The sequence below is a fragment of the Caminibacter pacificus genome (assembly GCF_003752135.1).
Lineage (GTDB): Bacteria > Campylobacterota > Campylobacteria > Campylobacterales > Nautiliaceae > Caminibacter > Caminibacter pacificus.
Window position 1 is genome coordinate 25,096 of sequence record NZ_RJVK01000001.1, and the last position, 11,635, is coordinate 36,730.

Below are 11,635 nucleotides of genomic sequence, written 5' to 3' on the forward strand. Positions count from 1 at the left end.
AGTGAAATAGTGAGTTTGTGAAATTGTGAGTTTTTGAAAACGGAAAAAAAGGAGCGATAATGCTTAAAATGTTTATAGAGAGTCTAAAAAACTTAGTAAGCGAGCCGGAGACGATAAAATATCCTTTTGCTCCTTCACCGGAGCCTAAAGGATATAGAGGAACGATACATTATAATGAAGAACTTTGTATTTTTTGTGACAAATGCGAAAATATATGTCCTCCGGGAGCTATTAAATTTGTAGTAGTCGATTACGAAACAGGCAAAAAAGAGTATAACTATAATCCGTATCTTTGTATCTATTGCGGTGCTTGTGTTAGAGAGTGCCCTAAAGCGGAAGAGGGATGTTTGGTGCAGGTTGAGACAAGAACTCCTCCTCTTGGAAGAAGCGTTCCGAAAGGAAAAGAGCTCGGGTATTTTATAAATAGAATCGAAGACCCTAAAGAAGTCGAGAGCAAGTGGAGAGAAATTGAAGAACTTAATATTAAAACGAAAGAAGAGTATAAAGCCTACAAAAAAGCGAAAAGAGCTCAAAAAGCCGCCGCAAAAGCCAAAAGCGAAGAGTAATTGACATCCCCTCCCTTTAGAGTTATAATAATGAATAATAATTCAGGAGGGGAAAAATGAAAATAGCGTTTTTCGAAGTAAAAGAAGAAGAGAAAGAATTTTTCGAAAAAAACCTAAAAAACGTCGATGCCGAAGTGTTCTTTTTCAAAGAAACGATAAACGAACATCAATTACCCGCCGATTATGACGTAATCTCAATTTTTATAAATTCGAAAATCACTTCCGAGATTCTTGATAAACTACCGAGTCTTAAATACATTCAAACACGCTCCACAGGATATGATCATATCGATATTGTAGAGTGTTATAAAAGAAGGATAATTGTTAGTAATGTCAGAGGTTATGCTGGACCGGCTGTGGGGGAATTTGCTTACGGACTGCTTCTTGAAGCTATTAGAAAAATATATATTGCAATAAATAGGGTAAAAGAGGGCAATTTATACTATAAAGACCTAAAAGGCATTGAAATAGAGGGTAAAACAATCGGTGTTTTGGGACTTGGTACGATAGGGTCTCAAATCGTTAAAATCGCTAAGGGATTCGGAGCGAATACAATCGCGTATGTAAGACACAAAAAAGATATGGATGTAAAACAGACTCCCGTTTTAGAAGAAGTACTTGAAAACAGCGACTTTTTATTTATCGCTTTGCCTTTAACTCCTGAAACTAAAAATTTAATAAACAAAGAAAATATTTCGCATTTTAGAGGTAAAGTAATCATTAATCCGGCAAGAGCAGAGATAATTCAAAAAGAAGTTTATGAAAATTTTGATGGAATAATAGCGGCGGACGTACTTCCTGAGAGGGATTTGGCAAAAAAAGAGAATATAATAGCAACGCCTCATATGGCTTATTACACCAAAGAAGCTCTTAGAAGAATAATGCAAATATCACTAAATAATTTATTGGATTTTCTAAGCGGAAGAAAACCGAGACACTGCTTAAAAGAAGAATGCGTTAAAAATTATCATAATTGCAAAGGATAAAAGTGAAGAAATCAATTTTGTTTTTATTTATGGCGGTTGCATTCGGGTGTGAGAGCGATTGTATTACGTGTCATCCGAAACTAAAAGAGCTTTATAATCCCAAAAACAGATATTACAAACAACATGCTTTTTTAAGAGATTGTACCAAATGTCATAAATCTCATCCCACAAAGGGTGAGGATAAATGCGGAGCGGATTGTTTTGATTGCCACAGCAGAGAAAAGCTTATAAACACTCCTATTCCAGATCACCAAAAACTAAAAACCTGTACTAAATGTCATACGAGTGAGAAACTTTATGAAGAACTAAAACCGGGAGGAAGTTGGTTGAAATTACAATGATTTTACATTCCCATTTTTTCCTCCTTTTTTATTTTATATCGGTAAATTTTTTTATTATTTTAATAATTTCTTTTTTATTTATTTTATGGTTTGTACCTTTATAGATGTTTTCTTCGAGTTTTTGAAGAATCTCTTTTATTTCCGGAATGTCGCTATAAGGTATCAGCAAGTTAAATAGTTCTTTTTGGTCGGCTTTTTTTATTTTTGAGAAGATATCGTCTTTTTTCTCTTTTGAGGTTATTTTAGAAATAAAATACCCAAGTCCGATTCCCAAAACGATTAAAATTAAATAAATAGCGTATTCGTAATAGTTTTTTTTGTTTTCGGTGTGTTGTTTTGTAGGTTTTGTTGATGTTTTCGTAACGGGCGGTTTTGGTGTTGTTATAGGTTTTGCACCTATGACTTTGACTTTTATAGGATTAGTCGAGATTACGTTTAGGGTGCCGTTATACTCTTTTAATTTGATTGGAGGAATGGTGTAGTCGTTATCGGCAATGATTGTGAATTTTTTGGTATACGTACCGCAAAGTTCGTTATCTACGATAGAGATGTTCGTATCCGCTTTTGATGCGTAAATAGTGGTATTCGGAATATCGAGTTTAAAATCGGGTAAGTCGTTAAAATCTCCGCAACCTTCTACTTTTAAGATAGCCGTATTGGGTTCGCCGGCATTTATTATATTTTTTGCTTTTAAAGAGATTTTAAAATCCCCGTAAACGCTGTCGTTAGGTATCGGATTTACTTTTACTTTTATTTGATTTGAGTATATTGTTTTATATTTTAAACTTGAGACGCTGAGGTTAAAAAACGGGTCGTTAAACGGATTTTCTTTTACTAAAATACCGATATTCGCCATTAACGGCCCTATTGTGAATTCTCCGGACTTTAGAGGTGTTATTAAAAATTTATATTCTGCTTCGGTATCGGTTGCCGTTTTTAAGATTTCTTGGACTAAAAAACCTTTTATTTGAGGTTTTTGAAGCTGAATGGATTCTACGGGCGGTTTATAATGTAATTTGACGTCAAGAATCGCACTTTGGCCTAAATAGAGATTTTTTTTGGATAGGTTGATATCAAGAGTATAGTCTCCTTTTGTCTGTTTCGGAGTTTTTACTATAATATGAATCGGTTTTGTTGTATAAACTTTTCCGTCGATTATAACGCTAAAAGAAGGAATCGTTAAGTTTTTATCGGGTACGATAATGTAGCTTTTTGAGAGACTCTCGCTCATAGCTCCGTTTATTACTTCTATATTGCTTACAAGCGAAGTTCCGATAATGTTATATCCGTCTATGTTGTTTATTTGAGGAAATTTGATATCTTTTCCGGTGGCGGTTATGGTTATTATAAGTTCTTCTCCTTTTGTCAGCTCTTTTTTATTTACTTTGACACTGACGTTTGCAAGTAGCAATAAAGGGAGAAGAAAAAGTATCAGTTTTTTCATTCTTGGCTCCTTAATGGAATGAGTAGGCTGTTAAATTGTAAATTTTTCAGCGCTTTTTCGTAAAATTTCATTCTTAAATCCGTCGTATTGGATTCTTTTACGCTTAATGTTTTTTGATTCGGCTTTTTATTTTCGTTTTTGAATTTTGAAATTTTTTGATTCACGGCGAACTTTTTATTTTGTTCTTTTTTTTCGTTGTTTTTGTTTTGTTTTTTTTGATTTTTATTTTGGTTTTGGTTATTTTTTTGCTGATTTTCTTTTTGTTTATTGTTTTTATTTTTATTTGCGTCTGAATTTTTGTTTTGATTTTGTTTTTTATTGTTTTTTTGGTTTTGTTCGTTTTTATTTTGATTTTTTTTGTTTTGATTATTATTTTGTTTTTTGTTTTCTTTGTTGTTTTTATTTTTATTATTTTTTTGTTTGTTGTTTTTTTGCTTTTGTTTTTGTTTAGGCGGTTTTTTCTTTAATAATTTTTCTAAAAGTTTTAGATTATATTGTGCGTCTTTGTCTTTTTTGATTTTTAGCGCTTTTTTATAAAGCTCTATAGCTTTTTGAAACATACCGAGTTTTGCATATGCATTTGCCATATTATAGAGCTTGTCGAATTGTAACTTTTTATCATTAATTTTAGAGTAAATCTCAATAGCTTTTTTATAATCTCCGGCTTTATAATAGCTGTTTGCCGCATCAAGAAGTGCTTTTTGAGAGTCTATTTTTAAATATTCTTTTGCCGCTTTTAAGTAATCTTTTTTTTGAAAAAACTCATCCGCTTTTTTTATCGTAAAATAGTCAAACGCAAAAAGCGGCACGAAAAGAAAAATTAAAAAATATCTCATTTTTTAATCCTTATTGAAAAACTTGCTATAAAAATCAAAAGAATAGCTATAAAAAGCGGATAATAAAAGAGCTCTTTTTGTTTTTTAATGGTAATTTCTTTTGATTTGCTGATTTTATTTATTTCGTTTGCTATTTGTATAACGTCTTGGTCGGAGTAGCTAAAATGAACGCCCTCTTGTGAAGTTTTGAATAATTCTCCGTCGATTACGCATGTTTTGCTGCCGACGATATAATTAATCGTATTTTGAAATTTCGGAGCTTTATAAGAGATTGTAAGAAATACTCTTGGCTTTTGAGCAATGTTTTTTGCGGTTTTGAACGCTTCTAAAAAGTTGCTATCACCTCTAAAGAGGTCTTTTTTGCTGACATGTGAGAGCAAATAAAGAATAGAAGAATAATCCGTCGTCAAAGGCGATAGCAAATAAGGATTTTCACCTACCAATATTAAAGCTACGTTTTGGTATTTTAGGTGTTTGAATAAAACTTTCAGTTTATTTACGGCGGCTTCGTATCTGTTTGGATATATGTCTTTGCATACCATACCTTTTGAGATATCCAATAAAATTACCAAATTAAGATTTGAAACTTTCACTTTTTGAGAAGAGTTTAAGATTACCGGTCTTGCAAGCGCTATAATCAAAAAAATATAAGCTAAAATAAAAACAGAAAATCTTCTTTTTTTGGTAAATTTGTTTTTTATAATTACTTTTTTGTTTATTTGTAATGTTTTTGACCTTATCGCAAAAAAAAGAGGAATAAAAATCAAAAGCAAAAAAGCCCAAAAGTTTAGAAATTCCATATTTTTCTCCTATAATCGAATAAAAAGAAGATAAAAAGTATAATCCCGGCAATTAACGGATAGAAAAAGTAATACTCTTTTTGGATTATGATATTGCTTGCTACTTTTGATTTTTCGAGTTTGTTTATTTGTCTATATACTTCTTTTAGTTCGTTTGCGTTTGTGAGATAAAAAAATTTACCTCCCGTTGATTTGGCTATTTTTTCGAGTACCGCCGCATCGACATCCGGACCTAAGCCTATAGTATAGACCTTTATGTGAGCTTTTTTTAATTTTTTTAGTGCTATATCAAGAGGCGTGATACTTGAGTTGTCTTTTCCGTCGGTGATGAGTATTGCTATTTTATTTTTGGCGTGGGAGTTTTTAAAAAGTGTTGTGGATAAAAATAGAGCGTCATAAATAGCAGTTCTACCACCGGCTATTCCGACATAAATTCTTTTTAGTATTTCATTAAAACTTTTTTTATCGAATGTCAAAGGAGAAGCGATATAAGCGATATTTCCGAATACTACGAGTCCGATTCTGTCGTTTTTTCTTTTTGTGGCGAAATCCGAAATAATCGCTTTTGCATTTTCTATTTTTCCGTACTCTCCCATAGACCCGCTGGTATCTAAAATCGTTACGATATCGTATCCTAAATTATTGTTTGTTTTTAATATTTTCGTTTTAACGGGCGAAGCCAATGCAATAGATAAAAGAGTGATAATCAAAATTTCAAAAAAAGATATTTTATTTTTTATTTTGTCAAAATAGCTCGCATTCGGAAAAATAAGCGCTTCCGTTTTTGCCGGACATAAAATCTTGCAAACTATAAATAAAATCGGTATCAAAAGGAAAAAAGGATACTCAAGACTCATCGCATAACCTTATAAACTCTTTAATCATCTCTTTTATTTTTTCATCTATAGGTGGGACGTTCGGTTTGTATTTGTATTTTTGAAGTTCGTTTTCTATAAGCTCGAAAAGTTCTTTGTTGTTCTCATTGATTAAATTTTTAGCGATAGGAGCGAAATTATAAGCCACTTTTTTAGGATTTGAGTAATCAAGCTCTTTTAGCTTTTTAATGAGTAGTTTTTTAGGATTTGGGGTTTTGAATTTTTTGTATAGTTTGTATCCCAAAAAAATCGATACCAAAACCACTATAAAAACAACGAAAAGAAAGATATAAAAGTTATAATCTATTATTTCGACGTTTGGTTTTATATCTTTTATAGGCACGTTCATCTCATAAGCTCCATAAGTTTCATAAAGCTATCTTCGTGAGTGTATATTTTTTTGTATTTTATTTTCTCTTTTAATAAAAACTCTTCGAACTTTTTATCGTTTTGTAAGATATCTTTTTTGTATTTTTCTATTTGGGATTTGTTTAGGTTCGTTGTGACGTTTTTTAAGGTATGAGGGTCTAAAAGCTCTATTTCTCCAAGGGTGCTCGGATTTTCTTCGAATTTGTCTCTTACCCAAAGGACGTAAGTTTCGTGTTTTAGTTTGTGTAAAGGCGGATGTTTGTAAAAATCTCCTATTAAAAACAGAAGTGATTTTTGAAACTTATTAAGATAATCGATAAAGCTAAAATCGTACTCTTTTTTTAAATATTCGCATTCCAAAATTTTTTCAACGAAAATAGGGATGTTTTTTTGAGATTTTGTCGGTTTTAGGTGAGTTAGAGGTTTTTTTTCATATAACAAAAGACTGACTTTATCATCGAAAAGTACGGCGCTATAGCCTAAAATAGCGGCAATTTCGGCAATTGTTTCTGTTTTTAGCGTTTTGGTGCCGAAATATAAGCTTCCGTCCACTAAAATCGTGATAATTACGTTTAGTTCTCTCTCTTCTTCAAATTCTTTAATCAGAGGTTTTTGAAATTTAGCACTTCTTTTCCAATCTATTCTTTTGGCGTCCTCGTTGTATTGGTACTCTCTTAGTTCTTTAAAATCAAGACCTATTCCTTTAAAAGGAGAGGTGTGTCGTCCGGCGAAATTACCGAATACTTTCTGTTTTGCTTTTAAAGTAACGGTTTTAATCATGGTATAGGGATGATTTCGAGTATTTTTTTGATAATTTCGTCGCTTGTCACTTCGTCGGCTTGGGCTTTATAATTTAAGATAATTCTGTGTCTTAACACTTCGGGCGCCACTTCAATAATATCCATAGGCGTTACGTAATCTTTTTCTTTTAGCATTGCGTTTGCTTTGCTTGCGTTTACGAGTGAGATAGTGGCTCTCGGGCTTGCACCAAGCTCGATATATTCTTTTATTTCGTTTAAAGGATGGCGGGTATAATCTACTATTCTTGCTATATATTTAATAAGCTCGTCGTCGATGTGGATGTTTTTGTGCATTTCTTGGAATTTGAAAATATCTTCTTTTGAGAGGATTTTATTTATTGCAGGAGGGTTTTGTAACATTTTTACGATTTTTACTTCATCGTCTAATGAGTTATATCCGACTTTTACTTTTAACATAAATCTATCAAGTTGCGCTTCAGGCAGTGGGTAAGTACCTTCTTGTTCTATAGGGTTTTGGGTCGCAAGTACCATAAACGGAGAAGGAAGTTTGAAGCTCTCTTCCGCAATAGTCACCTGACGCTCTTGCATAGCTTCAAGCAAAGCCGATTGAACTTTTGCGGGAGCTCTATTTATTTCGTCGGCTAAGATTAAGTTTGCGAAAATAGGACCTTTTTTTATTTGAAATTCGTTTGTTTTAGGATTGTATATTTCTACTCCGGTTATGTCACTTGGTAGAAGGTCGGGTGTGAATTGGATTCTTTTAAATGATAAATCGCAGACTATTCCCAAAGTTTTTACGGCTGTCGTTTTTGCGATTCCGGGTACGCCTTCTATTAATATATGTCCGTTTGTAATCAGACCTATTAACATAGAATTGATAAGCTTTTCGTGACCGATGATAGCTTTTTGAATTTCTTGTTTGGCAAGTAGTAGTTTTTCCATACAAATCCTTTTTTAAGTATGGGAAATTATAAGAGGTTATTGTTAATATATGATTAAAAGAAATTTTTGAAAATTTTTTCAAAAAAGTCTTGACTTAGGAAAAGTTTTTCCTTATAATTTCACCCACACAACGACAAGTTGTGAGAATAAAGATGACCCGTTAGCTCAGTCGGTAGAGCATCTGCCTTTTAAGCAGAGGGCCGCTGGTTCGAATCCAGCACGGGTCACCATCTGTCCCCATCGTCTAGTGGTCTAGGATACCGCCCTTTCACGGCGGCGACACGGGTTCGAATCCCGTTGGGGATGCCACTTTTCGGTCGCTTAGCTCAGCTGGGAGAGCACCAGCCTTACAAGCTGGGGGTCGCAGGTTCGAGCCCTGCAGCGACCACCATGCGGAGCCGTAGTTTAGCTGGTTAGAATGCCGGCCTGTCACGCCGGAGGTCGCGGGTTCGAGTCCCGTCGGCTCCGCCATCAAAATTCATTCATCGTTTAAATCCTCAGACACTTTTTATAAAGTCCTTCTTCATAGTTTTGTATTCAATCGACCGGTTTAATCGATTCGAAAAAAGAAAAAGAGGCTTAATTACAATCCGTAAACCTCATAAGTACGCTTTTTTGCTTTCCGATGTAAATAAATTCTATTTGATATCCCTCTTTTAGAAGTTTTTTGACTACCGGCTTTTGGCATAACTCTTTTTTTGCATTTTCGAATGTAGGTTTGATTCTGTCTATATTTATACCTTGTAGAGGTTGTGCGTATGTGAAGATTTTGTTTTGTTTATCTATAAAACTTGCAAAAACTTTGTCGTTTTTTATTCTATTATCTACAACTAAATATATGTTTTGAGCAAATAGAGTCCCGATTGTTAGGGCGGTTAAAAGTATCTTTTTCATTTTTTCTCCTTTTTATTCAAATTATAACATTATGCTATAATTTTTCAAAAAAGGCGGAGTATGAAAAAATTGATTCTTTTAGTAATGACGGGGATGATGTTTGTCTTTACCGGATGTACTCAAATGTATAATTCAAACGAAGTTGCGTTAAGTGACGTAAATACGGAGCTTACTTATCAAACCGGAGTGGTTACGGGTGTCAAAAACGTAGTGATAAAAGATAACGGAAGCGGTGTTTTTGTAGGAGCTTATACGGGAACGGTGCTTGGTAGTATGTTCGGAAGAGGTAAGGGCAATATATTATCGACTCTGCTTGGAGGATTAACGGGTGCTCTTGTAGGGTACGAAGCCGATAAGGCTAACGCGCAAGAGCTTTTTGTCAGACTTGATAACGGCAAAAATGTCGTAGTAATTGTAAAAGGCGTAAATATTCACAAAGGCGATAGAATAAGAATCATAAAAAGAGGAAGTAAAATAGTTAGGGTTGAAAAAATATGATATTAAAAGTCTTAACTACAAAACGACAAATCAGGGAATATATTAAAAGTTTTGACAATCAATTTATCCCCAAAGTCGTTTCAATCGGGGAGTTTTTACAAAAAGCGATTGTGGTTGATGGAAAAAAGTTTATTGATGAGGATTTAAAAAGAATCTATTTATACAAAGCCGTAAAAGATTTGGATATTGAAAAGTTAGGGCTAAATAAAAATTTTTTGGATTTTTTTAAAAACAGCGATTTGATTTTCGGATTTTTGAACGAAGTATATCTTGAGAGAGTGAATCTTGATGAAATAGATTTGGCGGATACTTATCAAGAATATTCCGAGCATATTGCACTATTAAAAGAGATATATGTTAATTATAAAAAACTTCTTGATAGCGAGGGGTTTGTAGATAAAATTACTATTGAAGATTTTAGAATAAACGAAGGTTTTTTTGAAAATATAGAAAAAATTGAACTTGAAGTTTTGGGGTATCTTAGTAAATTCGAAAGAGAGATTTTAAATAAAATACCTATTAATATCGAAGTCTCTTTTGAGGTGACTAAGTTTAATAAAAATCTAATAAATAAAATGTTCGGAGATTTTAAAGAGGGCAGATATATTATCGATTATCATACTAAAAACGTGCTTTTTTATGAAGAAGTCGATAGAAAAATGGATGTTGAGGTTACTCATTTTTCAAAAAGAGCGGACCAGGCGAATTTCGTTTTCGCTTCGATCGAAGAATTCGTAAATGACGGAATAAAGCCCGAAAAAATAGCCGTAATTTTACCCGATGAAAATTTCAGTGAATATTTGAAACTATTTGATAACGCAAATGAGGGCAAAACGAATCTTAATTTTGCTATGGGAGATAGTTTTGTAAATTCAGAAATTTATAAAAAACTAAAAGCAATTTATGATTATATAAGTGAAAACGACGAAATTGCATATCTTAAATGCAAAGATTACTTAGAAGAGTTTCAAACGAGCGATATTTTCAAGTTTATAGATAATAATACGAGTGAAAAAGAGAAGAAAATTTTAGACGAAGAGCTTTATAAGCTTAAAAAATTAAACGCTTATCTTCAAAATCACACAAAGCAAGAAGTTTTAAAATTTATCTTAGAAAGGCTTTCGGCTCTTAGTTTTGATGATGTAAAAGGTGGAAAAGTAACGGTTATGGGAGTTTTGGAGAGCAGGGGCGCGGATTTTGATGCGGTGGTGATCGTCGATTTTAATGAAGAATTCGTCCCGAACGTCAATGAAAAAGACTTCTTTTTAAATACTTCCATAAGAAGAAAAGTAAATCTTCCGACTCGTGAAGATAAAGAAGCTTTGCAAAAAAATTACTATTACACTCTTTTTACATCCAAAAAAGTAAAACTCTCATTTGTAAAAAACGAAGAAAAATCTATAAGCCGTTTTGCCTATGAGCTTGGAATTGATGATGGAAAAAACGGAGATAGTTATTACGCAGAAGTTTTATATAAATTTTCACAACCCGAAAAAGTGGAGTATCAAGAAAAATTCGAATTACCTAAAGTATTATATCCGACTACACTTGATATTTTGCTTAGTTGTCCTAAAAGATATTATCTCTCAAATATTCTCGGTATTTCAAACGAAATAGAAGAGGAAGAGTTTTTCGGAAGCAGATTTCACTCTATTATGGAAAATATAGATAAGCTTAAATTTTCGACATATCTTGAATATTATGATTATATAATTTCGAATCTTTTAAAAGACGTCAATAAAAGAGATTATTTTTATATAAAAAGCGTTTGGGATGATAGGATTTTGGAGTTTGCAAAAAAAGATTTCGAATTTTTAAGTGGAAATATTACAACGGAAGTTACTAAACAGCGACCTAAAAATGATTTTATATTAAAAGCCAGATACGATAGGATTATCGATAATATGGCTTTTGATTATAAAACCTCTACTAAATCTCAAAATTATGAAGAGTCCACCCAAGCCGAATTTTATAAATACATATTGCCGAATCATAAAATTTATTTTTGGGATATTTATAATGTGAAACTTGTTGAGGTTAATCCTGAGCTTAAAAACTTGGATGAAAAATTGTCTCAAATAAAAAATATATCGTTTAAAACGGAAGATGAAAAAAATTGCAAATATTGCGAATTTCAGTTTAGCTGTAATTTATAAAAATAGGGAAAAGGGAGGGGGATTGGGATTTGGGATTGGGTATGTCGGTTTTCGGTTGAAATCATTTTCGGTTGATTTCATATACTAAATCGGTGTATAATAAAAAAACTTAACATTTTTTTCTAAAAATTTTGGAAATTTTATAAAAAAACCGAGTTACAATAGAA

General features: G+C 32.6%; 13 protein-coding genes and 4 tRNA genes. 9 read left to right on the top strand and 8 right to left on the bottom strand.

The features are described from left to right. Positions 1–59 precede the first annotated feature (59 nt). Genes EDC58_RS00150 through EDC58_RS00160 form a run of 3 tightly spaced genes read left to right on the top strand, consistent with a single transcriptional unit; the run spans position 60 to position 1,893 of the window. A complete protein-coding gene (locus tag EDC58_RS00150; RefSeq protein ID WP_123351475.1) occupies positions 60–566 on the top strand; it encodes a 4Fe-4S binding protein in 507 nt (168 codons plus the stop codon). 56 nt (positions 567–622) lie between these two features. Continuing rightward, positions 623–1,552: an NAD(P)-dependent oxidoreductase gene (locus EDC58_RS00155; RefSeq protein ID WP_123351476.1), complete on the top strand. Its 930-nt coding sequence runs from the start codon at positions 623–625 to the stop codon at positions 1,550–1,552. Between the two features lie 2 nt (positions 1,553–1,554). Then, positions 1,555–1,893: a hypothetical protein gene (locus EDC58_RS00160; protein ID WP_235823141.1), complete on the top strand. Its 339-nt coding sequence runs from the start codon at positions 1,555–1,557 to the stop codon at positions 1,891–1,893. 28 nt (positions 1,894–1,921) lie between these two features. On the opposite strand, the gene EDC58_RS00165 is transcribed toward EDC58_RS00160, so the two are convergent. From EDC58_RS00165 to EDC58_RS00195, 7 genes are read right to left on the bottom strand one after another with little or no spacing between them, the layout of a single operon-like run. Then, the gene (locus EDC58_RS00165; protein WP_123351477.1) at positions 1,922–3,337 is read right to left on the bottom strand and encodes a BatD family protein; all 1,416 of its coding nucleotides are present in this window, start codon (positions 3,335–3,337) and stop codon (positions 1,922–1,924) included. Beyond that, positions 3,334–4,173 carry a tetratricopeptide repeat protein gene (locus tag EDC58_RS00170; protein ID WP_123351478.1) on the bottom strand — a complete coding sequence of 280 codons (840 nt, stop codon included), beginning with the start codon at positions 4,171–4,173 and terminating at the stop codon, positions 3,334–3,336. The genes EDC58_RS00165 and EDC58_RS00170 overlap by 4 nt, the downstream gene beginning before the upstream one ends. Further along, positions 4,170–4,973 carry a vWA domain-containing protein gene (locus tag EDC58_RS00175; RefSeq protein WP_123351479.1) on the bottom strand — a complete coding sequence of 268 codons (804 nt, stop codon included), beginning with the start codon at positions 4,971–4,973 and terminating at the stop codon, positions 4,170–4,172. Before EDC58_RS00175 ends, EDC58_RS00170 begins: the two co-directional genes overlap by 4 nt. Further along, positions 4,961–5,830 carry a vWA domain-containing protein gene (locus EDC58_RS00180; protein ID WP_123351480.1) on the bottom strand — a complete coding sequence of 290 codons (870 nt, stop codon included), beginning with the start codon at positions 5,828–5,830 and terminating at the stop codon, positions 4,961–4,963. Before EDC58_RS00180 ends, EDC58_RS00175 begins: the two co-directional genes overlap by 13 nt. Further along, on the bottom strand, positions 5,820–6,197 hold the full coding sequence (locus tag EDC58_RS00185; protein ID WP_123351481.1) for a hypothetical protein: 378 nt from the start codon (positions 6,195–6,197) through the stop codon (positions 5,820–5,822). Before EDC58_RS00185 ends, EDC58_RS00180 begins: the two co-directional genes overlap by 11 nt. After that, positions 6,194–6,997: a DUF58 domain-containing protein gene (locus tag EDC58_RS00190; RefSeq protein ID WP_123351482.1), complete on the bottom strand. Its 804-nt coding sequence runs from the start codon at positions 6,995–6,997 to the stop codon at positions 6,194–6,196. The genes EDC58_RS00185 and EDC58_RS00190 overlap by 4 nt, the downstream gene beginning before the upstream one ends. Then, positions 6,994–7,920: an AAA family ATPase gene (locus EDC58_RS00195; protein WP_123351483.1), complete on the bottom strand. Its 927-nt coding sequence runs from the start codon at positions 7,918–7,920 to the stop codon at positions 6,994–6,996. Before EDC58_RS00195 ends, EDC58_RS00190 begins: the two co-directional genes overlap by 4 nt. A gap of 154 nt (positions 7,921–8,074) precedes the next feature. Here EDC58_RS00195 and EDC58_RS00200 point away from each other — a divergent pair. The 4 genes from EDC58_RS00200 (at position 8,075) to EDC58_RS00215 (ending at position 8,391) form a co-directional block, all read left to right on the top strand. Then, positions 8,075–8,150, top strand: a tRNA-Lys gene (locus tag EDC58_RS00200). A gap of 3 nt (positions 8,151–8,153) precedes the next feature. Continuing rightward, a tRNA-Glu gene (locus tag EDC58_RS00205) sits at positions 8,154–8,229 on the top strand. Between the two features lie 6 nt (positions 8,230–8,235). Beyond that, a tRNA-Val gene (locus EDC58_RS00210) sits at positions 8,236–8,311 on the top strand. A 3-nt stretch (positions 8,312–8,314) separates the two neighbouring features. After that, a tRNA-Asp gene (locus EDC58_RS00215) sits at positions 8,315–8,391 on the top strand. Positions 8,392–8,499: 108 nt separating this feature from the next. On the opposite strand, the gene EDC58_RS00220 is transcribed toward EDC58_RS00215, so the two are convergent. Then, the gene (locus EDC58_RS00220) at positions 8,500–8,814 is read right to left on the bottom strand and encodes a hypothetical protein (RefSeq protein WP_123351484.1); all 315 of its coding nucleotides are present in this window, start codon (positions 8,812–8,814) and stop codon (positions 8,500–8,502) included. 60 nt (positions 8,815–8,874) lie between these two features. On the opposite strand from EDC58_RS00220, the gene EDC58_RS00225 reads away from it, so the two are divergent. Together EDC58_RS00225 and EDC58_RS00230 are read left to right on the top strand one after the other, a co-directional pair. Then, complete coding sequence (locus EDC58_RS00225; protein WP_123351485.1) at positions 8,875–9,312, top strand: outer membrane lipoprotein; 438 nt, start codon at positions 8,875–8,877, stop codon at positions 9,310–9,312. Further along, a complete protein-coding gene (locus tag EDC58_RS00230; protein ID WP_123351486.1) occupies positions 9,309–11,468 on the top strand; it encodes a PD-(D/E)XK nuclease family protein in 2,160 nt (719 codons plus the stop codon). Before EDC58_RS00225 ends, EDC58_RS00230 begins: the two co-directional genes overlap by 4 nt. The last annotated feature ends 167 nt before the right edge of the window (positions 11,469–11,635 follow it).

What these genes read in the sequence shown, in the direction of transcription:
- EDC58_RS00165 (WP_123351477.1), bottom strand. Translation starts at nt 3,337, where the DNA reads ATGAAAAAACTGATACTTTTTCTTCTCCCTTTATTGCTACTTGCAAAC.
- EDC58_RS00230 (WP_123351486.1), top strand. Translation starts at nt 9,309, where the DNA reads ATGATATTAAAAGTCTTAACTACAAAACGACAAATCAGGGAATATATT.
- EDC58_RS00155 (WP_123351476.1), top strand. Translation starts at nt 623, where the DNA reads ATGAAAATAGCGTTTTTCGAAGTAAAAGAAGAAGAGAAAGAATTTTTC.
- EDC58_RS00185 (WP_123351481.1), bottom strand. Translation starts at nt 6,197, where the DNA reads ATGAACGTGCCTATAAAAGATATAAAACCAAACGTCGAAATAATAGAT.
- EDC58_RS00170 (WP_123351478.1), bottom strand. Translation starts at nt 4,173, where the DNA reads ATGAGATATTTTTTAATTTTTCTTTTCGTGCCGCTTTTTGCGTTTGAC.
- EDC58_RS00225 (WP_123351485.1), top strand. Translation starts at nt 8,875, where the DNA reads ATGAAAAAATTGATTCTTTTAGTAATGACGGGGATGATGTTTGTCTTT.
- EDC58_RS00175 (WP_123351479.1), bottom strand. Translation starts at nt 4,973, where the DNA reads ATGGAATTTCTAAACTTTTGGGCTTTTTTGCTTTTGATTTTTATTCCT.
- EDC58_RS00190 (WP_123351482.1), bottom strand. Translation starts at nt 6,997, where the DNA reads ATGATTAAAACCGTTACTTTAAAAGCAAAACAGAAAGTATTCGGTAAT.
- EDC58_RS00150 (WP_123351475.1), top strand. Translation starts at nt 60, where the DNA reads ATGCTTAAAATGTTTATAGAGAGTCTAAAAAACTTAGTAAGCGAGCCG.
- EDC58_RS00195 (WP_123351483.1), bottom strand. Translation starts at nt 7,920, where the DNA reads ATGGAAAAACTACTACTTGCCAAACAAGAAATTCAAAAAGCTATCATC.
- EDC58_RS00180 (WP_123351480.1), bottom strand. Translation starts at nt 5,830, where the DNA reads ATGAGTCTTGAGTATCCTTTTTTCCTTTTGATACCGATTTTATTTATA.
- EDC58_RS00220 (WP_123351484.1), bottom strand. Translation starts at nt 8,814, where the DNA reads ATGAAAAAGATACTTTTAACCGCCCTAACAATCGGGACTCTATTTGCT.